The sequence below is a fragment of the Deltaproteobacteria bacterium genome, assembly GCA_016208165.1.
In the GTDB taxonomy this organism is placed as follows: Bacteria; Desulfobacterota; Desulfarculia; order JACQYL01; family JACQYL01; genus JACQYL01.
In genome coordinates, this window is sequence record JACQYL010000067.1 from 20,440 (window position 1) to 44,976 (window position 24,537).

Annotated in this window: 18 protein-coding genes and 1 pseudogene; 16 read left to right on the top strand and 3 right to left on the bottom strand. The window is 56.1% G+C overall.

Annotated features, from left to right (window positions below; translation table 11 throughout):
* Nucleotides 1-36 precede the first annotated feature (36 nt).
* A complete protein-coding gene (locus HY788_14500; GenBank protein MBI4775356.1) occupies nt 37-393 on the bottom strand; it encodes a hypothetical protein in 357 nt (118 codons plus the stop codon).
* 467 nt (nt 394-860) lie between these two features.
* Between HY788_14500 and HY788_14505 the strand changes: the two genes are divergently transcribed.
* The 7 genes from HY788_14505 (at nt 861) to HY788_14535 (ending at nt 7,570) form a co-directional block, all read left to right on the top strand.
* On the top strand, nt 861-1,328 hold the full coding sequence (locus HY788_14505) for a helix-hairpin-helix domain-containing protein (GenBank protein ID MBI4775357.1): 468 nt from the start codon (nt 861-863) through the stop codon (nt 1,326-1,328).
* Nucleotides 1,328-2,746: a putative selenium-dependent hydroxylase accessory protein YqeC gene (yqeC, locus tag HY788_14510; GenBank protein ID MBI4775358.1), complete on the top strand. Its 1,419-nt coding sequence runs from the start codon at nt 1,328-1,330 to the stop codon at nt 2,744-2,746. The genes HY788_14505 and yqeC overlap by 1 nt, the downstream gene beginning before the upstream one ends.
* A complete protein-coding gene (gene amrB, locus HY788_14515; GenBank protein ID MBI4775359.1) occupies nt 2,736-4,211 on the top strand; it encodes an AmmeMemoRadiSam system protein B in 1,476 nt (491 codons plus the stop codon). Before yqeC ends, amrB begins: the two co-directional genes overlap by 11 nt.
* Nucleotides 4,212-4,263: 52 nt before the next feature.
* Entirely contained in the window at nt 4,264-5,214 is a 951-nt protein-coding gene (locus HY788_14520) for a DUF362 domain-containing protein (protein MBI4775360.1), read from the top strand.
* A 74-nt stretch (nt 5,215-5,288) separates the two neighbouring features.
* Nucleotides 5,289-5,792 carry a RidA family protein gene (locus tag HY788_14525; GenBank protein ID MBI4775361.1) on the top strand — a complete coding sequence of 168 codons (504 nt, stop codon included), beginning with the start codon at nt 5,289-5,291 and terminating at the stop codon, nt 5,790-5,792.
* A 102-nt stretch (nt 5,793-5,894) separates the two neighbouring features.
* Nucleotides 5,895-7,184: a diaminopropionate ammonia-lyase gene (locus HY788_14530; protein MBI4775362.1), complete on the top strand. Its 1,290-nt coding sequence runs from the start codon at nt 5,895-5,897 to the stop codon at nt 7,182-7,184.
* Between the two features lie 2 nt (nt 7,185-7,186).
* Complete coding sequence (locus HY788_14535) at nt 7,187-7,570, top strand: hypothetical protein (GenBank protein ID MBI4775363.1); 384 nt, start codon at nt 7,187-7,189, stop codon at nt 7,568-7,570.
* On the opposite strand, the gene HY788_14540 is transcribed toward HY788_14535, so the two are convergent.
* Nucleotides 7,561-9,477 (bottom strand): hypothetical protein, encoded by a 1,917-nt coding sequence (locus HY788_14540; protein MBI4775364.1) that lies wholly within the window; start codon nt 9,475-9,477, stop codon nt 7,561-7,563. The genes HY788_14535 and HY788_14540 overlap by 10 nt on opposite strands.
* 444 nt (nt 9,478-9,921) lie before the next feature.
* Between HY788_14540 and HY788_14545 the strand changes: the two genes are divergently transcribed.
* A complete protein-coding gene (locus tag HY788_14545; protein ID MBI4775365.1) occupies nt 9,922-11,661 on the top strand; it encodes a DUF342 domain-containing protein in 1,740 nt (579 codons plus the stop codon).
* A gap of 326 nt (nt 11,662-11,987) precedes the next feature.
* Here the strand turns inward: HY788_14545 and HY788_14550 are convergent, their stop codons facing one another.
* Nucleotides 11,988-14,165 carry a hypothetical protein gene (locus HY788_14550; protein MBI4775366.1) on the bottom strand — a complete coding sequence of 726 codons (2,178 nt, stop codon included), beginning with the start codon at nt 14,163-14,165 and terminating at the stop codon, nt 11,988-11,990.
* 439 nt (nt 14,166-14,604) lie between these two features.
* Between HY788_14550 and HY788_14555 the strand changes: the two are divergent.
* The 8 genes and pseudogenes from HY788_14555 (at nt 14,605) to HY788_14590 (ending at nt 24,305) form a co-directional block, all read left to right on the top strand.
* Nucleotides 14,605-15,160, top strand: a pseudogene (locus HY788_14555) (hypothetical protein).
* Nucleotides 15,161-15,481: 321 nt separating this feature from the next.
* Nucleotides 15,482-15,907: a virulence RhuM family protein gene (locus HY788_14560; GenBank protein ID MBI4775367.1), complete on the top strand. Its 426-nt coding sequence runs from the start codon at nt 15,482-15,484 to the stop codon at nt 15,905-15,907.
* A 42-nt stretch (nt 15,908-15,949) separates the two neighbouring features.
* The gene (locus HY788_14565) at nt 15,950-16,153 is read left to right on the top strand and encodes a hypothetical protein (protein MBI4775368.1); all 204 of its coding nucleotides are present in this window, start codon (nt 15,950-15,952) and stop codon (nt 16,151-16,153) included.
* 45 nt (nt 16,154-16,198) lie between these two features.
* Nucleotides 16,199-17,464, top strand: a complete 1,266-nt coding sequence (locus HY788_14570; protein MBI4775369.1) for a putative DNA binding domain-containing protein — start codon at nt 16,199-16,201, stop codon at nt 17,462-17,464.
* Nucleotides 17,465-17,915: 451 nt separating this feature from the next.
* On the top strand, nt 17,916-18,977 hold the full coding sequence (locus tag HY788_14575; protein MBI4775370.1) for a virulence RhuM family protein: 1,062 nt from the start codon (nt 17,916-17,918) through the stop codon (nt 18,975-18,977).
* A gap of 181 nt (nt 18,978-19,158) precedes the next feature.
* Nucleotides 19,159-21,105: an ATP-dependent helicase gene (locus HY788_14580; GenBank protein ID MBI4775371.1), complete on the top strand. Its 1,947-nt coding sequence runs from the start codon at nt 19,159-19,161 to the stop codon at nt 21,103-21,105.
* Nucleotides 21,106-21,414: 309 nt separating this feature from the next.
* Nucleotides 21,415-22,935: a cyclic nucleotide-binding domain-containing protein gene (locus tag HY788_14585; GenBank protein ID MBI4775372.1), complete on the top strand. Its 1,521-nt coding sequence runs from the start codon at nt 21,415-21,417 to the stop codon at nt 22,933-22,935.
* A complete protein-coding gene (locus tag HY788_14590) occupies nt 22,932-24,305 on the top strand; it encodes an HD domain-containing protein (GenBank protein MBI4775373.1) in 1,374 nt (457 codons plus the stop codon). Before HY788_14585 ends, HY788_14590 begins: the two co-directional genes overlap by 4 nt.
* The last annotated feature ends 232 nt before the right edge of the window (nt 24,306-24,537 follow it).

The window sequence follows — 24,537 nt, forward strand, 5'->3', positions numbered from 1 at the left end:
ATCCTGGGCCGTTGCGCGTCGATGGACGCGTATCCACTAAACAAGGTTTTTCTCCTGCAAGAACTTCATGGTACGGTTGCTTATCGTAGTCGCTCGGGTCAGGGCTTCGGTTAAATGATGAGACGATTCGAACACCACTCCGGAATCCACCATGACAACACCGGTTTCCAGCGATTTTTGTATTTCCTGCCATTCCTTTTGCGGGGACACACGTTCCGCGACAGACACCTCGTTTTGGATCATTCTTAAATACACGGAAAACAGGCTCAAAGCTCCTCGAAGCTCGTCGCCCCTCATTCCTTCCATGATCTGAAGCAGAGTGTTTCCCACAATGAGAGAAGCCTTGATGCGCTCGCCCATCATCAGTCCCAGAATAGCTTCCTTTTCCGTCATAAACAGGACTCCTTTTTCTAACAGACGCTGCCTGAGCCTTTTGAAACGGATAGAATCCCAAACCCTGCGGACCGTCTTTCGAAAGTGAGCCGCGCGTCATCTGAAACCGGGTTCCAGGAACATTTCCGGAACAGGCGAAGTCTGGATTCATTCTCGTCTTTCCCTCAGAAAACATATCATAGCACTTCATCCCCGGTTTCTGAAAGTTCTTTTCCCTGCTTGCACGCCTGTAACAAACCGTTACCTCCTCTATCCCCCGTCGCATTTTTCCATTGGTCAAACATTTCGGCATCCCCTATAATTGTTTTGATATGGGTGATCAGACACGCAGACCTCGAGAATCCCACGTGGGGCGCCGGGGAGGCATCCCTCGAAGCGGCGCAGCCGTTTCCGTACAAGTGTCCGCCTTGGCTCTGGCTTTGATCCTGTTGATCGTACAGTTTATCTGCTTCCGGGAGAGTGTTTCGATGTCAAGACCGAAGACCGGGTCCCCCACTGGTCCCATTGCCGTCGAGATAAGAGGGCCGGAGGACTCTTCCCTCGTAAGTCTGTTTGACCGGGAGCCTTCGCTGGAAAGGGTGCTCGGTAGGGCCGGCTTCGAATCCAAGGAAGGAGCAGTCGCCTCCTCCTTCCAAACAGTAATAGTCCATGGATCTGTGGTGGAATGGGTCGGTGGGCCCACTAAAGATTCAGTCCGCATCTGCCCAATGGAGGCCCGCAAACGGCTCGCACTGGGCCTTAAGATAGACATCAACCATGCCGGTCTGGACGAGCTGACCGCTGTTCCGGGTCTCAGCCGCCGGCGAGCCGAAAGGTTGATCCGGTACCGCTTGGAATATGGGGCCATCGGACAACTTGAAGAACTTACGACAAAGCGAGTACTGGGAGTGGAAACGGTTCGTCGAATTCGTCCTTTTGTAGAATGTGTTCTTTGATGTCTCGCGATTCCATTGTTGGGGTGATTCTCGCCGCGGGATTCTCTCGCCGCATGGGCGATCCCAAGCAATTGCTCATGATTCAAGGGCAACGCCTCTTGGAGAGGGTCATACTGGCAGCCCTTCATTCCCAACTCCAAAGAGTTGTCCTCGTATTGGGCGGTTACGAATCGTCTGTCCGGAACGCCCTGGGAGATCTCCTGAATCACCCGAAACTCGTCGTCATCTCGAATCCCAAACCGGAGAGGGGAATGGGACGCTCTCTATCCATAGGCGTTTCCGCGATCAAACAGGAGAACATGGACGGCATCATGGTGCTCCTGGGTGATCAGCCCTTTCTTCGTGCACAGACCATCGATTCGGTCATCCGTCGTTTTCAGGAGTCGGACAAGCCTGTTTGCGCAGCTTTCTACGGGCCTCGAAGAGGGCACCCGATCGTGTTCGATCGATCGTTGCTGTCCCGGCTCGAGAGACTGACGGGCGACGAAGGTGCTCGTCAACTGTTGAAGGAACATCCGGAGTGGATCGAGCCCGTGGCCGTCAATCCGGCGCTGGGGTTGGATCTGGACGATCCTTCCGACCTCGGAAGGCTGAGAGAACAAGCGTCCGACACGGTGCGCGAATGTTCACCCTCGTCATCGGCTCCATTGTCTTCAGCATTCAAACTGGACGCTTGTAGGAGAATCAGTCTTGTGGGGGCTGGAGGGAAAACAAGCCTTATGTTCGCCATGGCGAGGGAACTCGTGGCTACGGGACATCGGGTCATCACCACCACTTCCACCAAAATCTTCAGACCTACCCCTGACGAGACCCCCTTTCTGGAATTGACCGGGAAGGGAAACGGCATCTCACAGGACCGCCTCGATCGACTGCTCGACCGCTACGGCCACATCACCCTGGGGGACCGATTACGGGCCGACGAGAAAGTGTCCGGGCTTTCGAGAGCTGAACTGGCCCAGCTTTTCGAATGTATCGGCGACATCCATGTCCTGGTGGAAGCGGACGGGGCTTCGAGAAAGCCATTGAAGGCGCCTCGAGCCCACGAACCCGTCATACCCGATGGAACCGATCTGGTGGTTGGAGTTATGGGTCTCGAGGCCGTGAATCAGCCATTTACTGAAAAACGGGTCTTTTCGATGGACGAGTTTCAATTTGTAACCGGGTTGCCCTTCGGCTCGTTAATCACGCCGGAGGCCCTGACGCGTTTGGCCGTTCATCCGCAAGGCTTATTCAAAGGGGCGCCCTTAGGCGCCTTCCGGATTCCGTTTCTGAATAAGTATGACTTGCCGGTGGATAAAACCGTGGCAGCGGAGGTTGCGCGGAGGATGCTTCAAAGCGGTGAGTTCCTCCGAGTCGTAACGGGAAGCCTTTTTCCGGAAATAGACGTACGAATCCTGGAGGTGCAAGATGATGTGTAGAAGATGGGTGATCGTATCGGCCTTTGTTTCCTTCCTCTGCGCATCTTCACAGGTTGGGGTTTACGCTGCTCCGGACAGGCTCCCGGTCCCACCCTGTAATCTGGCCGGAACCTGGTATCCGGAGGATCCGGATCAGCTGAGACAAACAATCCAGGCGTTCCTGGATGAGGTCGACGACGAGAAGACGGACGGCACGATCCTGGCAGGGATCGTGCCCCATGCCGCACTGAAGTACTCGGGACGTGTGGCGGCCAACGTGTACAAACGACTTCAGAGTGGAAGGGTCCGCAACGTGATTATTATCGGCCCGAGCCATTACGCCCGATTCCATGGCGCTTCCATCGCCTTGGTGGAGGGGTATCAAACGCCGCTGGGGACGGTTCCCGTCAACCTGGACCTGGCTCGGCGAATCCTTGAAACCGGAGCCGTGTTTAAAACCATCCCGGAGGCGCACGAGAGGGAGCACTCCGTAGAGATTCATGTGCCTTTTCTCCAGGTCGTACTCGGCGATTTCCGCTTTGTGCCCGTGCTGATGGGAGGACAAACCATGCAGGAATGCTCCCTTATTGCCGATAGCCTGTACGCTTCCATAAAGGATATGACCGAGCCTCCCCTGATTCTGGCCAGTACGGATCTGTCCCATTTTCATAACTCGGAAGAGGCCGGACGGTTGGATGGTTATTTTCTCGAGAGGCTTAGCCGGTTTGAGCCCGAGGGTCTCCTTAGGGACCTCGAAGAGGGGAAGTGTGAAGCGTGCGGAGGAGCACCCGTTGTCACAACGCTTCTTCTCGCTCGAAAGCTGGGCGCCAACCAGGTCAGAGTTCTGACCTACGCCCATTCCGGAGAAGTGACCGGGGATATGACGCGGGTCGTGGGATATACCGCGGCAGTGGCGTTAAAGGCGCCGGGCCAAGCGCAACTCGAAACGGACTTGAATGAAAGTCACCGGAAGACGTTACTGGAACTCGCGCGGCGCACGATTACCTGTTCGATCGAAGGGAAACCCGCCCCCTCTTGTTCTTCAGAAGATCCTTGTCTGAATACGAAACAGGGGCTTTTTGTAACGTTGAAAAAGAGTGGGATGCTTCGGGGATGTATCGGGACCATAGTCGGGGTAAAGCCTATCGTACAGGCAACGGCGGACATGGCCCGGGCGGCGGCTTTCGAGGATCCCCGTTTTGGTCCGGTCCAAGAAGAGGAACTCGATGGAATTCGCATCGAGATTTCCGTGCTTTCGCCGCTGCGGAAACTGGACGATACGGATCGGATTGAGATCGGAAAGCACGGCTTGTACATCCGGCAAGGCTATCGTAGCGGGTTGCTGCTTCCGCAGGTGCCATTGGAATTCGGTTGGGACCGGGAAGCGTTTCTCACGCAGGCATGCCGAAAGGCGGGGCTTCCTGACAAAGCGTGGAAAGACGGAGCAGAAATATACACCTTTACGGCTCGGGTTTTTGGGGAGTGATCGGTTCAGGATCTCCCGCCTGAAGCGGCACTGATCGGGGTAGCAAACTGGAATGAACAAGGGTAGTATCTCGAGGCGGCTCTTTCTGGCGGCGCTGGGCGGGCAGGTCACGTCCGGGGCGAACCGGCCCGAGCGTTCGATGGTGCTCCAGGCTCACTCGAAAGGGGCACTGGATTCTTCGGGAGCGCTGAAGGAGGATTGCGCGGAAAGGATGATCGAGAGCGTATTCGCTCAATTCGAGGAAGCGACGCGTCTCTTTGGCCCCGATGAACGGGTTGCCCTGAAACTCAACTGCCTGGCCGGGTCGGGACTGTCTCCCAAGCCTCCCCTGGTTTGGGCCCTCTGCCGAAAACTGGTCTCTCTTGGCGTGAAGCCCGGAAACATCGTGCTGTGGGACCGGAGCAATCGGGAATTGCAGCGGGCCGGTTACGATATCCAGACGGAAAGCAAGGATTTCAGGGTGTTTGGCACGGACGCCCTTGATCCGGGCTATGAATCGGAGCCCTTTGTACACAGAAGTGTGGGGTCCTGCTATTCGCGTATTCTGACGCGTTTCGCCACGATCGTGATTGGTATAGGGGTGTTGAAAGACCATGATTTGAGCGGTGTCAGTGCGGGCATGAAGAACTTCTTCGGGGCGATCCACAACCCGAACAAGTATCACGACAATCGGTGCGACCCCTATATTGCGGATCTGTGTTCTCAGCCCCTGTTGAAGGACAAATGGCGCCTTTCCCTGGTGGACGCCACGCATGCGCAATTCCATGGGGGACCCGCCTTGAACCCGGCTTACCGGTGGGCGGAATCGAGCCTTTTGGCGGGGTTGGATCCGGTGGCCGTAGATGCGGTGGGATGGCGTCGGATCGAGGAGAAACGAAAAGAAGCCGGTATGAAGTCGTTGGAAGATGAGAACCGGGCGCCGGTCTGGCTGAACACGGCGGATACGTTGGGATTGGGGAACGCGCGGGAAGATCGCATCGAGCTGGTGCGGATAGAGGTGTGAAACGGGTCGCCGGCGCATCGCACACGGCGCCTGTGCTGATAGGCTCTCACGAACGTGTGAATTGGAGGTGGATCATGGATATCGAAGGCAAGCTGAAAAAACTGGGTCTCCAACTGCCAAAGGCTCCCAGTCCGGTGGGTAACTACGTCACCGTGCTGCAAACCGGACCTTACGTATACACATCCGGACATATTCCGGTGGGCTTGACCTTTCCGGGCGAACCCGCGGAATGGAAGGGAATCCTGGGGGCGGACTTGGATGTGAATGAAGGATACCGGGCCGCCCGGAGTACGGTTCTACTCCTGCTTGCAACGCTGAAGGATTTTCTGGGCGATCTGAACCGCGTCCAGAGGATAGTGAAAGTCACCGGGTTTGTGCGATCCCAACCGGAATTCGAACAACAGCCTCAAGTCGTAAACGGAGCTTCCGACCTGCTGGTGGAGTTGTTCGGTGAGCGTGGGAAACACGTCCGAAGCGCCGTGGGTGTCGCCGGTTTACCCAAGGGGGTGCCTGTGGAGATCGAGATGGTCGTTGAAGCGGCGCCCGAACACGACCTGGCGTACGACGTTTCCGGCTAGGAAACCGCAGAATCTCCGATGTCCGGAGCATAGATCGAGAGCCTTCCTTCGCCGGGCAATTGCCCGCTGAGCATCCGTCTCCGGCGGAGTGGCCCCCGGGTGATGAGTCTGGAAAGGGAGGCCCCGAGATCGGTTGCGATGGAATGGGTGGAAGGAAAAGGCTTTGGAACTCGCGCGCACCCTCGTGTGGACGGAAACCTGTTGTCTGCCGCGGCTGCGGAAACCTGCCGGACGTTTCATCGAACACTTCCAAGCTACTCGATCACGCCGTTGCACGGCCTGGTTGGTCTCGGTCGCAGCCTCGGCTTGAAAGCGGTCTGGATCAAAGACGAGGCGAACCGTTTCGGGCTGAAATCCTTTAAGGCCCTAGGCGCGACCTGGGCCCTCTTTCGGTTGCTCAACAAGAGATTGGGACGGAAAGGGAACGAACGACTGGATTTCAGGGAACTGGCCGGTCAGGATGCCCGATCGAAGCTGGGCAGGCTTACCTTTGCAACGGCGACGGACGGCAACCACGGCAAGGGAGTGGCGTGGTCCGCCCGACTGCTGGGGCACAAAGCAGCCATCTACATGCCCGAGAATTCCGCTGGGGCTCGCATTGCGGCTATCGAGCGTCTGGGGGCGCGGGTGGTGATCGTACCGGGGAACTACGACGACGCGGTGCGCCGGGCGGCGCGGGACGCAGCGGAACGCGGATGGATCGTTGTCTCCGATACGTCCTGGGATGGATACCGTGAAATACCCACATGGGTGATGCAGGGGTATCTCACCCTGTTCGCCGAAACCGCGGATCAGCTCGAGGCCGCCGGGGTCCCACGTCTTGCAGCTGTTTTCCTGCAGGGAGGCGTAGGTTCCCTCGCGGCGGCGGGCGTTGGGTATTTGTCCAAACGTTATGCGGACCGGGCCCCTCTGTTCGTTTTGGTCGAGCCGGTGAAGGCCGCATGTTTACTCGAATCCGGACGAACCGGGGCTCTAAGACCGGTGGGCGTGACCGGAGACCTGTCCACCATCATGGCGGGACTGGCGTGCGGAGAACCCAATCCCCTGGCCTGGCAAATCCTCTGCGAGCGCGTACATGCATACGTTTCCATACCGGATTTCATGGCCGCCCACGCCATGCGGAGACTGGCGCGTCCAATGGAGGGAGACCCGGCCGTGGTATCCGGCGAATCCGGAGCCGCCGGACTGGCCGGTCTGATCGCCGTGAGACGGTTGGAGCCGTTTCGGCAACTGTGGGAACGTTTGAATCTAACGCAAAACGATCACGTGTTATGCGTCAATACGGAAGGCGACACCGATCCGTACGGATATAACGCCATCGTAAACGAGAACGCGCTTGCCGAGCCCAGCCTCTACCGCGAGGCATTGAACACCGGTCAACGAACGTCATGAGCATGTTCACGAAATCCGACGGCAAAGTCAGCAGCGAGGATTTGTTGTACAGGGAATTGGTGTGTCTGCTGGTCCTGCTGATCGCCTGCATCCTGGTTTCCGTTCTTTGGGCCGCCCCCTTCGAGTCCGCTCCGGGAAGCAGCGAGGAGGAAACAGCGCCCTGGTTTTTCGCCGGTATACAGGAACTGCTCAAGCATTTTCCAGCCTGGCTGGTGGGGCTTGTTTTTCCGGCTTTGTTATTGGCGTTCTGGGCCGCCCTACCCTTTTTTCGGCGAAGTCCGAGCGCGGAGGACGATCCATTATTCAAATGGCGTTTGCCGGAAGTCCGGGCGTTTCTTCTGACCATGGTCCTATTGGGCGTATTGACGGTATGGGGCTACTGGTAACCCAACTCTTCAAGGCGGTACTTTTGATAGGCCCGGGTGGGGTTGAGGAGGCGCCTGAGTTCGTCCGCATTGAACGGCCGTGCACCGCCATGCGTGGATACCTGGACCGGACGACCTGTCAGATCCACCATTTGGCTCAGTTGGAAGCTGATGTCCAATCCGTCCAGTCTGGGACGAGTAAGGGGTACGGCAACGGGTTTATCGCCGTTCAAACGGATTTGAAGGGCTCCGAGCCCGGCGGCTTTGGCGTTCAGGTGACAGCCTTCGCAACGGACCACCTGTCTCCTGATCGTGTGGGGTGCGTAGGGGTTCATGGCAAATCCCAATTGGCCGTCAAGTGTGCGTGGAATGACGCTGTCCAGTCGGACCGTTCCGGTTCCATCCACCCAGGTGATCATATATTGATACTGGGGACGGAACACCCGGACCAGACCGCTCGGGTCCCGTCCGAGAACGTTGCCGTCCCATCGCCGCATGCTCCAACCGGAATACCAGGCGCCTGACCGTTGTTTCGAATCGATCCAGTCTTTGGTGACGGGCGCGGACCACTGTTCTTCCAACAGGGAGAGGTTTTTCCCCAGCAACTCCTGGATTTGGGGGTCGTTTTGCGCCCAAAGGGGTCGCCATTTCTCATATCGAGGCACATCCTCACGGAAAAGATGTAGTCCATAATCCTGGAACGACCAAGCCGCATGGCAGCTATGACACGTCATGCCGTCCATGTGTTCCACAATGCGGTGATCCGTGGGCTGTGTATCCATGTCCAGAAGAACCGGCACGAGGTGTCGTCGGCCCGTCACCTTTGAGGTGAGAACGAGTCGCTCTTCCTGCAGGCGGACGTTTGAAATCCGATCCCCGCTTTTTGCGAGGACCGTTCGGTCCATCGGCGGTTCGGGATCGATAGGATTCGAGCGTTGTGGGGCGGAGGGGGGCACGGTCTCGGGTCTCCGGCGCAGGTCTCCGTGGCAATCCCGGCACGTGACCTTCAGAGCATCGCGAGCCACTCCGTAAATGTTGCCGTCACCCATGAGTTCGGACTGAACGTGGCAGTCAATGCAATGAAGGCCCTTCTCGAAATGCACGTCGGGAAGCAGTCGATGGTGGTCGAGACCGTATTTCGGATAGAACTGTCTTCCATCCGGAGATAGGAAACGATAAGCCTCATGATAGTCCCGTTCGAAAAGGCCCAGATAGTCGGCCCCAACTCGGTTTCCGTTGTGACAGTGCGCACACTGGGTGTTGGGGATCCGGGTTGTGAATCCGTGCCGAATCGGGTGACCTTGCCCTCTTCTTTCTTCCTCGGGTTCTTTCGGATCGATGCTGGAGTGGATGTCGAGGCTGAGCCCGTCGTCTGCATAAAGTACATGACAGGCGGCGCATCCCTCGCTCCTGAAATCGCCAAAACGCCGGGCGCCTCTCGTTCCGAGATGGCACCTCAGACAGCGTCTGCGAAGCAGGTCGTCCACCAGATCGTTTTCCGCGTCCGAAGGCTCCGGGACCTGTTTCAGGCGGTCGACGGGAGCCGTGGCGTACTCGAGCGATCCTTTTTCCTGACGACCGAACACGTATCGGGTCTGATTGATTATCCCGGCGGCGGTGGCCATCAAGGAACGTCGTACCCTTTCCACCTCATCCCGATGGCAGGGACCGCAACGTTGCTGAGCGTCATCCAGGGAGGAAGGATTCGAAACGAGTTCGTTGTGCGCTTCCGGCAAGGTGTCGGCCTTGTTGTTTCCTCCATGGCAGTCGGAACAGGGAAAAGCGTGGCTGGGACCGATCTCTTCCACGTCCTTGTGGCAGGATCTGCATCCGTCTACAGAACCCCATGCCGGAGCCAAAGCGGAAATGACGAGTAACGAACAGGCGAGAATCGGAGTTCGGCTCCATAGGAGCCATTTGCCGATCAAGAGGAGAAATCCGGCAAAGATGGTCGGCTGCGTCCAAAAATACGATTTGATGAAAGCGCTCTGATTTTGAATGGCATCTCCTCGAAATAGCCGTTTACCTCGAGGTGTTAGAGAGTATCAGAAATCCCTTGCCGGTAAAAGCGGGTTGTAAAATCGGTGTGATGGAGTCCTTCTGCGGGGCATTTGGCTGAACCGGACTGCTTTTCGAACTCCTAAAGGAAAAGAAGCGGGTACAGGGAGGGGCGAACGTGCTGCCTAACCAGGCCGGCCGGCCACACGAGCGGGATGGATGGATTGACCCATGGCTCATGTTTTCATAAGATGACGGTCGGATAATCCTCGATACGGCCGGTCGCGCAGAGGACGGACGGATCAATCGAGCAGGTTCGTCACCGGCAAATGTGTACGTCTATTTCTCCACGTTTGACAGCCCATAGGTACTGAATGGAATCCGAAGGCAAAGCGATCACTTCCTGTCCCTCATGCCGCAAGAAATACCGAGTTCCTGAATTCCTCGAAGGGAGAACCGTCGCCTGCAAAAAATGCGGTGAGAGTTTCAATGTCGCTTTCACGGAGTCCGCTCATGCTGCCGAGCACCCCGGTTCCGGACAGGAAGCATTCGATGTTTCCGTGTCGGACGATCAGTTGGAGGCGTTTATCCTTCCGAAGATCGATACCTTCTCCACCATCACCGTTGACGACATCAAACTGAAGTTGAAGGAATTCAATATAACGTATGGAATTTTGGACGACGAACAGATAGAGGCTTTTCTGGAGGACGGACCGTACGCGCGGATGCCGTTCAAGGTAGCTCAAGGCAAAGTGCCTGCGCCTGACACGGACGAGCCTCTACAACTATATTTTCCTGCCCGTCGTCTGGAAGAAGTCGCGAGTGCGGAGATGGCTGCCGCGGATTCCGAGGAACGTCCAATGATCCCCCGGGTGAAACAAGGAGATCTGATCGCCCAGTGGGTCGTACCGATTGAAGGGTATGAAGGCGTAAACGTCTTCGGAGAACCTGTCGTGCTCTCCGGATTTAGAGGTTCGCGGATTCCCCACGGACCCGGGACGGAGACTTCCGTAGACGGGCTGAGGCTTTTTGCCGACATCGACGGCATTCCTAATGTTACCATCGACGGGAGGATCCGTGTACTGCCCGAACTTCGTATACCGGGAGACGTGAATTCAAAGACCGGGCCCGTTCAATTTGACGGATATATTGTCGTTAAGGGGGAAGTAAGGGACGGCTTGAGTATTCGCGGCGGCATGCTTGTGGCAGGGGAGATACAGAAAGCGGAGATCGACGTCGAGGGCGACGTAGTGGTTACGGGAGGAATTATCGGAGGACGCTTGCGCGCCGGCGGGAATGTGCGGGCTAAATTCGTCAAGAACGCGGCCATTCGAGCCTTGGGAGATGTCGTAGTACAAAAAGAGATCCACGGTTCACGGATTACGGCGTGCGGCCGAGTCACTACCGAGCAAGGGAAAATACTTTCCTCCCGAATATCGGCAAAAAAAGGGATTAAGGCGGTCGATATCGGCTCCGTTCCCTCGACACCCTGTCTTCTTAGCGTGGGGATCGATGAAATCACCGAACAGGAGACCAAGAGGATCCGGACGTTGATGTCTGAAAAGGATGAATGGATCCATGGGCTTCGATCCATGTTGACCCGGTTGGAGCAACAGGCCGTGACTCTGAAGAGGAAGATGGCCGGAACGTCGACAGCGTTGATGGAAGGCAAGGCCGACCTCGCACTGGTAGAAGAGAAACTCGCACAGGCTCGACGGGACGAACAGCCGCTGAACGTGGCCCGGCTGGAAAAAGTTGCGGCGGAACTGGACACGAAAATCATTCAAACCGGGAAGACCCTGGAGAACCTGGGACAGGATCGCGAGCAACTCATTGAACGGATCGATGATCGGCAGGAAGAACTGGCTCATTCCGAAAAAGCATTGGAGGACCTGGAAGCTCAGTATGAAAGTATGCTCGATTGGTCTGCGGCCCAGCCCGCCCACCCGGAGATCATGGTCTCGGGAGTGATCGTTGCCCGGACGTCGGTCCAAGGACCTCACGCGTCAGCCGTGCTTGTTAAAAACGAAAGAAACGTTCTCATCCGTGAAACCAATATTTCGGGGTCCGCGTTTTCCGACGAATGGTCTTTTTGGATAAGCCCGCTCCGATAGAATCCGTGCCTCATCCCGTGTGACTTTTCGGAGGGACTGCTTTTTGGAAAAAGCCGCCCCTCCGAGCCGCCCCGCGAAAAACCTTGAGCGAGCGCCACGCCGTCCGCTTGAGGCGCTTTGGTGGGTGCATTGGTCTGCGCGGAATCAACGGCAGCACAGACCATCCGGGTGGCGCGCAGCCACGGGAAGCCTCTCTCGCCTGTTGATGTGAAACAGGCTTATGATGTGAAACGGACAGCAGCTTGCTGTCTTCCGGATCTCACTGAGTTCGTCCGGAATAACGTTCCCGAAATTGCGAAAAACAGTCGCCAAAGTCGGAATGGCCGTCAAGGTGAAGCCTGTTGGGATTCCTCCGGCTCCCATACCGCTTCGGTAGGATCCGGCGGAATGAAGCGCATGTCGGTCTTTCCGGCCAGAAAATCGTCTTCGAGCTGCTTGTGTTTCGGTTTCAGGGCCTCCTCGAGGCTTTTTCTAAAATCCGAATAGATCGGATCCAATTCGCTTCTATGACAGACCAGGCAGCGGTTGACAGCGAATATCCGCCTCAGTTCGCCACCATCAAAGGGTCGCGCTCCCAAATGGGACTGACCCTGGTTGGGTCTGCCTTCGCTGTCCGCCAGGGCCTCCAAAGAATAGCGGAAAGGCAGCCCTTCAGCACCCGGATCCGACAGGGTGACAAATTCACCGGGTTTCCATGAACCCACACCGTCTCCCAGGCCCAACCTTTTGGGGTCCGCATGACATTCGTGGCATCCGGGGACCTCGGTCCGCACTGTGTGAGGAAATCCCGGAGTGCTGATAATGCCGTTGCCATAAAGCTCACCCCGAAATACGAACCGGTTGAAGGGTTCGATCAGATTTCCGTCGGAATTCAAAGCGTTGAACAGCACCTGACATCCCGGTATGAAGGGAGCCACCTTGTTTCTGCTGTTGCGTCCCAACGCGGGACGGCCGAAGCGGTAATAATCGCGCGTTTCCAGCCACAGGCCGGGAGAAGGGACGCGGGCCTGCGCGTCATAATGGAGGGCGTCTTCCTGCCGATAGTCGTGACATCCATAGCATTGAGGCGCCCAGCTCGTGTGGCAGGCGTAGCATTCCATATTCGAGGAACTGTGGCCGGTGATTCCGTGCGCCCCGCTCTTGCCTGTGATGACGCTGATGCGATGGCGTGACCCGTCTACTTTCGAATAGAGGACCAGATCCGTTCCTTCCTGCCGCACGTTGATCAGGACTCCTTTGCGGCCTGTCAGGGCGACACGGTCGCCGGGCCGGTTCGGCGGAATGTTCAGGTACCGGGCGGCCCAGACGGAATATTCCCCTTCGTCTTCGATTTGGTGCAATTCAGGCGGGGCCTCGAAGGTTCCGTGACAGTCCGGGCACGCCACTTCCACCTGGTCCCTCATGCGGTCGTATATCTTTCCGTCCCCCATGGCGTCGTTTCCCGTGTGGCAGTCGATGCAATGCAGGCCTTTTTCAAAATGAACATCGGGAGCCAGATGATAGGCCGTTCGTCCTCCGCTCAGCCGGGTGGCGTTCATTTCGCCCTGGTGATAAGGTGTCCCGTAACCGTCCGACTCCATCAGTCCCTGATAATTCAGAGCGATACGAGTGCTGCGATTATGACAGCGTTGGCACTGGGATACCTCCATAGCCGTGGTCAGGCGATGCTTCGCCCCGCGAACCGGGGCCGCCTGCTTCAAGGTGACGTCTCCTCCATGGTAGCGCCCGTCGTCGGAGTAGGAAACATGGCAGGCGACGCATCCTTCGCCGTGCACACTGTGGCCCTCTTCCCGAACGTTCCAAAGATGGCATCGCGAACAGAATTTCCTCCATTGGTCGTCGGCCCATTGGCCGGATATGGATATGGGGTGTCCCGTCCTGTCTTCGAGTTCCGGCCTGTTGTTCGGACCCTTGGGCGCCTGAGCTGGGCCAAAAAAAGGCACGGGATCGAGTCGCTTCTTGCCGTCCAGGGACTCGACGGTCTGCGATGCAAACCGGGGTTCCATCGTGTCCTGAGCGTTCCAGACCACTCGCAGCGAGGCGATGACGCCCGCCATGGTCGCCATGAGCGCCCTGGGAACGCGTTCCGTCTGGCTCCGGTGCAGGTCCGTCCGGCCCCCGTGACAGGCGGCACCGTCCGGAGCGGTTCTTCCACAGGTGCGGTCCACGACGTCCAGTCGAGAGGGATTCTGCGCTCCGAGCAGGCCGGCGTGCGCCGCCTCCTTGTCCAAAGAGCGCCCGTCTCCACCGTGGCAGATGGTGCATCCAAACGCCTCGACCGGATGAGCGGAACTGATTTCCTCCAATCCGATATGGCAGGTAGGGCAGCGGTCGACAACGTTCCATTGCGGGATGCGAACCTCGACAATGGCCGGTTTTTTCGTTTGGTCCCATGCCTTCTGGTATTGGGTCCATTCCGGATTCATTGCCTTGTAGGACGCCCAGATCAGGGTCAAGAGAAGTATCGACAGCAGCGAGCAGATCATGAGGGCTTTTCGTGTCATGGGAGAGCGATCGCTGTTTTTCGTGTTTGATAGGGATCTTAACGGGTTGGCCGGATCGGGCCCCTGAGGAGAGACCCTATCTCTATATCCATCAAGCTATTCCATGGGCAGGCGGGTGTCAATGTATGAAAAGGGTTTGGATTGCAGGCGTCGGCTTCGAAGGGAGGCCCTTCCACAGCGGCTCCCGGAACCGTAAGCGCCTCCGCCGTGGAGTTCCGGCCTATTCCGCCGGACCCGATGGCCGCCTGTCTAGTCAAAAGCATAGAAACTCTCTGAAACTATTTGAGAAACGGACGAGATGTCATATAATGAGGGCTATTCTATTGAAGGCGGACTGTATGGAACCCTCTGAACACTGCATGGACCTGAAGTTTTTCCTCAAGGGTTTCTTCCGACGGCCTTTAGACCTCGTTCTGGATGCCGGCGGAAAGGAAAAGCCATGATGACCCTGCGGCTTTTTTCTCGTAAGTTCGAATCCGTGCCCGCTGCCACAGCCTGGTATCTTGCCGACCTGAGTGAAGCGCGAGGTAAGCAGGAGCTGTTCACCCGTCTGTCGCCGCAACGTCTCAAGGTTCTCCGGGAGCATGCCCTCATTGAAAGCGCGGTATCGTCCAATCGAATCGAGGGCGTGGAGGTCGATCAATCACGAGTTGCCACTATCGTTTTCGGCAAGCCGCTCCTGCAGGATCGAGATGAAGAGGAAGTCCGGGGATACCGGCAGGCGCTGACTTGGATTCATGAGCAGGGTGCGAAACTCCATATATCCGAAGAGACCATTCTACAGCTCCATCGCCTTACCCGAGGGGAGATCTGGGATGCCGGAAAATACAAGGACCATCAAGAATTTTCCTGCTGAGTTTTCACTGGGCGATTTGGAGAGAGCTTGTCCGGGTGTAAGCCGGGATATGGTTCGCAGGGTTCTTCGGGATCTTCAGGCCAAAGGGGGTGTCGAATGTCTTGGGCGAGGTCCCGGTGCTCTTTGGCGAAAGGATTAAAAGGGGTAATACCGTTAAAGGGTGTAATAAAGAGGGTAATAGAATGACGGATGGAACCATGAGAAGGGCTGATAGGATAACCTTATCACGAACCGTCGAAGTGATAAGAATGCACGTTTTTTGGTAAATATATCTTGGTAGAATATATAGAGTCGGGGCCTAATATCTCTCAGGCCTGTTGCTTGAAATGGCAGGAGGGCAAATGTCGTGGATTATCTACCCGACAACCGAACAGACTTTCTGTTTTATACCTCGGCAGCCGGCGAAGTAAAAGCAGAGGTTTTTTTGAAGGATGAATCGGTCTGGCTTACACAGAAAAGCATGGCGACGTTGTTTGGCGTCAAGGTTCCGGCAATAAACAAACATTTAAAAAATGTCTTTGATTCCAAAGAATTAGATGAGGATTCAGTTGTTTCCATTTTGGAAACAACTGCTGCGGACAATAAAAAATACAAAACAAGGTTTTACAATCTTGATGCTATTGTCTCGGTCGGATACCGGGTCAATTCCTACCAGGCAACCCAATTCCGCTCAAAATATTTTTGTAAAATGCGTGGGCCTGACCCTGAGACCCTGCCCCGATGGGAAATGGCCGCTCAAGTCGCCAGCCAAGTCGTCGCACATGCCTGCGCCAAAGCGGCTTGGGCATCCTGGCAAGTCGCGGCAGGATTTAAGTGCTGGAGTATGGGGAAACGGGGTTTAGTTGGAATCAAGGAAGCAGTTGCCGGCAACACCGACAGAGAGTGACGTCCGATGTACCTATCTGAACTTCGTATAGAGAACTTCCGAATGTTCGGCGAGGGTGATGCAGCGCTGCTCATGCCGCTTCACTCCGGCCTCAATGTCCTCGCGGGTCAGAACGATTCCGGCAAGATGGAAGCTGCACTGCTCAAGAAGATCGTCGCCAACCGGGGGGCGCTTTTGGAAGAAGGGCTTTCCGGCGTAGAAGTCAAGGCCGAGCAGCCGACGCTGTGTTCAGAAGACGGGGTATAAGATCACTAAAACGGAGTCGGAAACGGCAGGGGAAAGAGGAACGACATGTTCGATACCATTGCGGAATTACTAGAAAAGCTGCGACTGGGCGAAGACACCTACCTCGAATCGAAGGCTGTTCGATTCGCGGGGGGCAAAGTCGCCGCTCCGCATCGGGACAGTCTTGCCGACGAACTAGCGTCAATGGCCAACAGCCGGGGAGGAGTATGCCTGCTCGGGGCGGAAGATGAGACCCGAGACGCCACCGGTATCCCGTTAGAACATCTTGATACGGTTGAAGATTTTGTGCGCGAGGTTTGCACGGATTCCATCAAGCCGGGTCTTGCGCCTGTCATTGAGCGGCTCTTTCTTCCCGATGCGACAGGAACTCGAGTCCCGATCATTAAGGTGGAGGTGCCCCGCAGCCTGTTCGTTCACCAGAGCCCGGGGGGCTATCTATACCGAATCGGCAGCGCCAAGCGCCAGATGCCGCCGGATTACCTGGCGCGGCTTTTTCAACAACGCAGCCAGACCAGATTCATCCATTTTGATGAACAAACCGTAGCCGGCAGCCGGCTCGATGAATTGGATCCTTCGCTCTGTCGCCGTTTCGCCGGCTTGAATCAGGGCGGCCTGGCCGAGGATCTCCCGATCAAACTCGGAATGGCGCGAAAGGACGGAGACGGCGTGGTTCGCCCCACGGTGGCGGGTGTTCTCATGGCGACGCCCGAGCCCCGACGATGGCTGCCCAATGCGTTTGTTCAGGCCGTAGCCTATCGGGGAACTACAGTTAGCACCGGCGAGGACGGGATCTACCAGCTCGATGCGTCCGATATATCGGGGCCGCTAGACAAGCAAATCACAGATACTTGCGCCTTCGTGAGGAAGAACATGAAGGTCGCAGCGATAAAACGTCAGGGACGCACAGACCTGCCCGAATACGATATGACCGCTATTTTCGAGGCGGTCGTAAACGCCGTGGCGCACCGTGACTACTCGATTCACGGTTCGAAGATCCGCTTAAAAATGTTCGCCGACCGCCTGGAGATCTATTCACCCGGAACGATCCCCAACACAATGACCATAGAAAGCCTTCCATACCGTCAATCGGCCCGCAATGAAACGCTTACCAGTCTGCTGGCCCGCTGTCCCGTTGGCGGCGGGGATTGGGCCCCGCACAGATCCCACATGATGGATAAACGAGGCGAGGGGGTCCCGATTATTCTGGAACGCAGCCGTCAACTGAGCGGTCGCGAGCCGCAGTATCGGCTGATTGATGACACGGAGCTTATGCTCACCGTGTGGGCGGCTCGGCCGGATAAATACAATTGAGAGGAAGAGCGGTTATGAATTCACTTTCTCTTTGTCCCTGAACCGACCCGATCGAGTTCCATCCTAACGTGTAAGCGGGGCGCTAACTGAGGCGGCGTTGGATTTGACGCGACTAATGACTCAATCCCGTGACCCAAAAACCTACGACCTGAAGTCGCCCGGTTTCCACTGCGCGTGAAACGCCTCGCTTTTTCCAACACGTTGAATAGAATAGACTCGGTTGGCAGTGATCGAATTGTGAAGGGGCGTGGAGGCGTTTGCATTCTCGACCCCCTTTCCTCTCTCACGATAGATATCTGTACGAAACTGCAGCGCGGGAACCCATTATCCATGGACTTCACATCTCCTGGTTCGAACCCATGCGCTTGTTTCGGCGATGCACAATGCCGGCGAACAAGCGGCAGACCTCGGTAAGAAGCCGCTTTGTGGTTAATTATTTTGGAGCACGCAAATGACCAAATTTCCGGACAAGTTCGATCGCTCCGAAATCGTCCTCTACCAAACCGAAGACGGCCGCACGCGCATCCAGGTGCGGCTTGAAAACGAAACGGTTTGGCTGACCCAGGCCGACATGGCCAGGCTTTTCCAGACCACACCTCAAAATATCACGCTTCATCTGAAGAACATCTTCCTGGAAGGTGAATTGGACCAGGCGGCAACTTGCAAGGATTTCTTACAGGTTCAAACCGAGGGAAATCGAAAGGTCCGCCGCAGCCTCAGGTTTTACAAGCTGGATGTGGTCATTTCAGTGGGTTACCGGATCAAGAGCCATATAGCCACCCGGTTCAGGCAATGGGCCACTCAGCGACTTCGGGAATATATCATCAAAGGCTTCGCACTCGACGACGAACGGCTCAAGCAGTCGGGCGGTGGCAACTATTTCGAGGAGTTGCTGGCCCGCATCCGGGACATTCGTTCCTCGGAAAAGGTTTTCTGGCGCAAGGTGCTCGATATTTACGCCACAAGCATCGACTACGACCCGAACACTAACATGTCCCACAAGTTTTTTCAGGTGGTGCAGAACAAAATACACTGGGCGGCACATGGTCATACCGCGGCCGAAATTATCTCCGCACGCGCCGATGCCGCCAAACCCAATATGGGACTCACCTCGTGGACAGGAGCCAAGCCCACGCAAGCCGGCAGCGAAATCGCCAAAAACTATTTAACCTTAGAGGAATTGGACACCCTCAACCGGATCGTCGCCATCTACCTCGATTTTGCGGAGTTGCAGGCCCTAAACCGAAAGCCGATGTACATGAAGGACTGGATTGCCAAGCTGGACGAGTTTTTGAAAGTCAGCGAGCGGGACATTCTCAAACACGCGGGCACAATCAGCCACGAGACGGCCATTGAAAAGGCGCGCAGCGAACATGAAAAATTCAGGGAAAAGATGCTGAAAGAGCCATCGCCGGTGGAGCGTCACTTCATGGAGGCGGTGAAGGAAGTCAAAAACCTGGATAGGGGGAAACCACTAACCGCACGCAATACACCAAGGGAGAAAACGAAGTGAGTTGATTTTTCTAGTGATACTTGTATCTCGTGTTTCAATTTTTTGGAGGATTTCTTCGACCTGATCATCGTCGGGGAACTTGATATCGGTCGAATAATGAAGGGTCGCGGAGAGGTATGCGGACGCGGCCCCTTTCCCACACTTATATGTACTAAACAACGGCGCAGGAAACTCATTATCCATGGACTTCACATCCGATTTGAATCCCGAGCAGAAAGAAGCGGTTCTGGCGGACGAACCGTATATTCTGGTGAATGCGGGACCGGGGACGGGAAAGACGCACACGTTGATCCGGCGAATCGCCCGCTTGGCAGGAGAGCCTTCTTCCCCAAAGGCGTCCATCGTGGTTCTTACGTTCACCCGCAAAGCGGCCGAAGAGCTGAAGTCGCGCTTATCGGGCGTAATGGCGGACGCTCCGGAGACCTTGCAGAACATCTGGGCGGGAACCATACACGCCCGGTGCGTACATCTGCTTCGGCAGGATCATGAGAAAAAGCAGGGCGAGTTCTCGTACAGCGTCTTGGATCGGGAAAACCAACTCGAACTGGTGCGAATGCTGCTCGAAAGTGGGGTCATGCCTGCGTGCGAAGCCACGGGCACGGAGGTACTGAACGCATTTTCCTCCGCCAAGAACGGGTGCCTCGATGGCGAGCCCTTTGCGGGGTGGCGGGAAGCGCTCGAGATCTATCAGAAGACCCTGAAACGAATGAAGGTGCTGGACTATGACGACCTTCTGATCGAAGCCCTCGAACTCCCCGACTACGAAGCATCGACGCCTGCGCACGTTTTGATCGACGAATACCAGGACGTCAATCCGCTTCAGCATCGGCTGGTCCGAAAATGGGTGGCAGACACAGGTCGTCTGTTCGCCATCGGAGACGCCGACCAGTCCATTTATGGATTTCGCGGAGCCGACACCGGTCGCTTCCTTCGCTTCGAAAATGAGTACCCGGGGGCGCGAGTTCTGCGGCTGACCATGAACTATCGCTGCGTTGCGACCATCGCGGAAGCGGCGGGAAGCGTAATCCGCCACAACAAAGAGCGGGTGTCCTCGGTGATCCGGGCCCATCGGGAACAGGGCGAACCTCTTCGGTGTGTCGAGGTTGACGATGAAAGGGCCGAGGCCGATTTCATCGCTCGGGACATCGAGCGTTTGATCGGGGGGACGCACAGCTTAGGGGTCCGCCGCCTGCAGACCGGCGGAGAGGACTCGGAGTCGGAATTTCACTTCGGGGATGTGGCGGTCCTGTTTCGGACCCATGCCCTGGCGCAGCCGATTCGAAAGGCCCTCGAACAGGCGGGATTCCCTTGGAAAGAGGCCGCCAGGGACCCTCTGTATGAGAGCGATTCGTGTCGAGGCGCCTGGAGTCTGGTTCGCTTCTGTTCGAATCCGTCGGACGATCTGGCGTTGTCTTCATGGATTCGATGTCGATGGGGCGCTCCAGCGAAAGCTCTTCTAAGCGCACTTCGAAGAGGGGCCCTGGAAACGGAAATGAACATCGAAGCGGTTCTGAGCTCCTATATTCCCCATACCACCGCGCAGGAAAGCATCCTGGGTCCGTTAAGGGAGGAGCTTGTCGTCCTCTCCGAAGACTTCGAACGGCGGACTATGGCCGAGCTATTGAATCGGATCGGGAATCTTCTCAATGTGGATTCAAGATCGGAGGCCTTCTACGCGTGGGAGCACCTGACACAGCGAGCAACCTCCTTGGACCCGGCGCCGGCCCGGGAATCGGCGCGGGATTTTCTGGACTTCTTCAACTTGAAAAACCCGTCGGAACGATTCTACGAGCGGTCGGAGGCCGTTTTTCTGTTGACGCTTCACGCGGCCAAGGGACTCGAATTTCCGGTGGTGTACGTGGTGGGATTGGAAGAAGACCTGTTGCCATACAAGAAAGAAGGAGAGGTCACGGACATCGAGGAAGAACGGCGGCTGTTCTATGTGGGCATGACTCGGGCGTCGGACCGGCTGGTTCTGACCCGGTGTGAGAACCGAGTCGTTTGGGGGCGGAGACGGTCGTCCAAACCTTCCCGGTTTCTGTCCGAATTGGACCCCAGCCTGGTGGTATTGGAACGGGTGAGGAAAAAACCCGCTCCAAAAAAACAACGGCAGAAAACCCTTTGGTAGGAATAACCGTTGAGGGCTTACATTCAAAAGGCGGTTGAACCGTTTTCAGCATCGTCGTCATGAGAAGGTGAGCGATAGAGGTCGTCTGATTGCATTGAAAGGATCGGTTCAACGCATAAGCCGTTGCGTCCCACTTGTTTTTGCTATAGCATTACCCATGTAGACATAGGATTTCATGGATTCCGTTATGCGGATCGCGTGTATTGTAAACGTGTAATTGAACATTAAGAGTGTCCCCCTGCTAATAGTGATCTTTGGTGATAACCGAATTGAGAGAGGGAATTCGTGATGTCGGGACAGGAAACCTCGATGGAGCCTTTTCACAACGTAGCGGCTGCAGAAATAGACAGTGAAGCATTTGAGAAGATACTGTCGGCTTCCGAACCTGTTAAATACAGCCAAGGCGACGTGATCATGGCGAGCGGTTCCGATTCGCAATCGATCTGCTACGTGGAAAAAGGGACCGTGGAGGTTTCGTATTCTACGAAGGGTACCAATATCGTAGTGGCTCTCATAGGACAGGGGGAGCTGTTCGGCGAAATCGGCTTCTTCGACGGGGTTTCCCGCGTGCGTAATGTCCGGGCCGTGGAGAATTCGACCCTTCGGATCTGGGAACGGGATCAGGTGCTCCGGATCCGGAGCGAGGATCCGGGCCTCTATGGGAGCTTCGTTACCTTGATGGCTCAGTCCATCTGCAACAAATTCCGACGAGTGCTGGAAGATCGCGAGCCGCTCACAGGATATGCCGCGTCGTTATCGACGGGCAAAAGAACCTTCCGGGAGGCGCGAGCGATACCGGAACATCTTTTCGTCACGGAGGAATGGCGGCTGGTGAACCGCCTCGTGGAACAGTGCAAGGCCGATTTTTTCGGTCTCGGTTACGAGTTGCAGCGAGAGAAGGGAGAGGAGGTCAGCGAAGAGAGGCGCTTGGAGTGCCGCGGCATACTGGATCGATTCAATGACGGGCTCCAGGATTGCATCTCCCTGATCGACGACGAGCAAATTGAAGAATACTTATGGGGGTTCGTGTTCAAGGAAATATTTCCCTATTTCATGAGGAGCCGGTTTGCAGAGCGAGCGTTTTACAAACCCAAAGGCTACGCGGGCGACTTCCTCATGATGGAAATGATCTATCAGAACCGACCGGACGGAGACGGCAAGTTGGGCAGGCTGGTCGACGAGTGGTGCATCAATACGGCAGCGGCGCGAGCCGTTCGGGGGCGGAGGGAATTGCTGAGCTCCATTCTGGAATCGTGGTGTGAAAAACATCGATCGCGGGAAGCCGCGACCCGTATTCTGAACCTGGCCTGCGGCTCGAATCGGGAGCTGTTCGATTTTCTCGGACGCTACAAACGGACGGAATCCATCGAGGCGACCTGCGTGGATGCGGATACGGAGGCCCTCGAGTATACCAACCGGCACGTGAATGTTGTTCCCCATCGGGCCGCCGTGCGATTTATGCAGGACAATGTGATAAAATGGGCCCTCGGCCGTGTCCGGCACAAATTGGGACAGATGGACATCATCTATTCCGCGGGTTTGACAGACTATTTGGATCGGAAGTTGCTCCAAGCGTTGGCCAGACAAAGTTATGAACATCTGAAGCCCGGAGGCGTGTTTGTGGTGGGCAACTTCGGCTTGAACAATCCCAACAGGGCCATGATGGAACATCTGCTGCAATGGAATCTGATTCATAGAAGTGAAGATGATCTTCGGAACATTTTTCTCAATACACCGTTCGGAAAAAACATCGATGTACTGTCCGAATCCGAAGGAATAAATCTGTTTGCAGTGGCCAGAAAGCAACCTGAGGGAAGCCTGACGGTTTGAAGCACAGGGATAAAGATCTCGAAGGACGGTTTCGAAAGGACCAGGAACCGCTCGTCCGCGGCAGGGTCGGTTTCATATTGATGATGGGCGTGATCTTCGTGCCGCTCTTCAGATTGATCGATTACCTGCTGTTTCCCAAGTTCTTCAACACGTTCGCGCTGTACCGATCTCTGGCCTCCGGAGGCTGCCTTGTCCTTTATCTGGTTAATCGGTACGCGGATCTGGGGTTCAAGAGCTTCTATCTGGGAGTGGCGGGCTACTACCTGGTGGGGTTCAGCATCATCAAAATGATTCTGGACCTGGGAGGGTATACTACAAGTTACTACGCCGGTTTGAATTTGGTATTCATCGGATTCACCGTAATCCTTCCTTTGGACACACGCCGCACGGCAACTCACTGTATTTTACTCTATCTGATCTATACGGCGGCGCTGTTGTTGACAAAGCGGCCCGAGCACCTCGCCCTGTTCCTGTCCAACAATTCGTTTGTAGTCAGCACCCTGGCCATCGTGATTTTTGCGGCGTATGTGAATTACCAACTCAGATGGAAAGAGTATATTTCCCGCATTCATCTCGAAGAGCTTCGGAATCAACTGAAACGTTATTCCGAAGGCCTCGAAAATGTGGTGGAAGAGAAGCACAAGGCCCTCATGAAAAACATCGAAGAGCTGCACGAGCGCCAGGCAATGCTGGTCGAAACCCAGAGAGCGGCCATTTTCGGATTGGCCAAGCTGGCTGAATCCAGGGACAAGGAAACGGGAGAACACCTGGCTAGAATGAGGTGCGTGTGCAAAGCCATCGCGGAAGAGCTGATTTTTTCCGACGGATACAGCGATCAAATGGACCGGAAGTTCATTGAGGATCTCGCGGATTCGTGTGCATTGCACGATCTGGGTAAAGTGGCGGTGCCGGACGCCGTCTTACTCAAGCCGGGGCCGCTCACCGACGAAGAGTACGAGGTGATCCAGAAGCACGCCGCCATAGGGGGCGACGCTCTCAAGGCCATTGACGAACGGTTGGGAAACGAGAGTTTTATACGAATCGGGCAGGAGATCGCGTATTCTCATCATGAACGCTATGACGGTACGGGTTACCCCACGGGGCTGAAAGGTGAAGAAATTCCCCTTGCCGCGCGCATCGTGGCGGTAGCCGACGTGTATGATGCACTGACTTCGAAGCGCTGTTACCGGGCGCCGGTCACGCCCGAAGAGGCGTTGGACTATATTGTGAGAAGCAGGGGACGTCACTTTGACCCCGACGTGGTGGACGCTTTTTTGAGGGCGTATCCCCGGTTGCGGAGAGAGACCTCTCCTTCCGGTGAAGACGATTGCGACGAAGGAGGAGGTAAGTCCGCCAAACCTGGCGAATGAAAACGGGTTTTGCCGGTTGCATATGAAGAGGCCGGCGACGGGAAACCCCCTGCCCGCATCGGAACTCTTCAGGCAAGCTCCACTCCGCCGGAGGCGGGCGCCCCGGGACCACGCGGTCGGTTGACTCGGCGAGCGCGCAGGGGCTACTCCGTCATGGGCCGGCGCAAGCGTTGGGCAGTGGTTCGTAACCCGTTCCGTGTTTCTTCCGAGGCGTTCCCCCCAGACGACTTCC

Bases quoted from the DNA above. Each gene is read 5' to 3' on its own strand.
- HY788_14520 (MBI4775360.1), top strand. From the start codon at position 4,264: ATGAACAAGGGTAGTATCTCGAGGCGGCTCTTTCTGGCGGCGCTGGGC.
- yqeC (MBI4775358.1), top strand. From the start codon at position 1,328: ATGTCTCGCGATTCCATTGTTGGGGTGATTCTCGCCGCGGGATTCTCT.
- HY788_14580 (MBI4775371.1), top strand. From the start codon at position 19,159: ATGGACTTCACATCCGATTTGAATCCCGAGCAGAAAGAAGCGGTTCTG.
- HY788_14545 (MBI4775365.1), top strand. From the start codon at position 9,922: ATGGAATCCGAAGGCAAAGCGATCACTTCCTGTCCCTCATGCCGCAAG.
- HY788_14570 (MBI4775369.1), top strand. From the start codon at position 16,199: ATGTTCGATACCATTGCGGAATTACTAGAAAAGCTGCGACTGGGCGAA.
- HY788_14505 (MBI4775357.1), top strand. From the start codon at position 861: ATGTCAAGACCGAAGACCGGGTCCCCCACTGGTCCCATTGCCGTCGAG.
- HY788_14500 (MBI4775356.1), bottom strand. From the start codon at position 393: ATGACGGAAAAGGAAGCTATTCTGGGACTGATGATGGGCGAGCGCATC.
- HY788_14525 (MBI4775361.1), top strand. From the start codon at position 5,289: ATGGATATCGAAGGCAAGCTGAAAAAACTGGGTCTCCAACTGCCAAAG.
- HY788_14575 (MBI4775370.1), top strand. From the start codon at position 17,916: ATGACCAAATTTCCGGACAAGTTCGATCGCTCCGAAATCGTCCTCTAC.
- amrB (MBI4775359.1), top strand. From the start codon at position 2,736: ATGATGTGTAGAAGATGGGTGATCGTATCGGCCTTTGTTTCCTTCCTC.
- HY788_14530 (MBI4775362.1), top strand. From the start codon at position 5,895: ATGAGTCTGGAAAGGGAGGCCCCGAGATCGGTTGCGATGGAATGGGTG.
- HY788_14535 (MBI4775363.1), top strand. From the start codon at position 7,187: ATGTTCACGAAATCCGACGGCAAAGTCAGCAGCGAGGATTTGTTGTAC.
- HY788_14550 (MBI4775366.1), bottom strand. From the start codon at position 14,165: ATGACACGAAAAGCCCTCATGATCTGCTCGCTGCTGTCGATACTTCTC.
- HY788_14565 (MBI4775368.1), top strand. From the start codon at position 15,950: ATGTTCGGCGAGGGTGATGCAGCGCTGCTCATGCCGCTTCACTCCGGC.
- HY788_14560 (MBI4775367.1), top strand. From the start codon at position 15,482: ATGGCGACGTTGTTTGGCGTCAAGGTTCCGGCAATAAACAAACATTTA.
- HY788_14585 (MBI4775372.1), top strand. From the start codon at position 21,415: ATGGAGCCTTTTCACAACGTAGCGGCTGCAGAAATAGACAGTGAAGCA.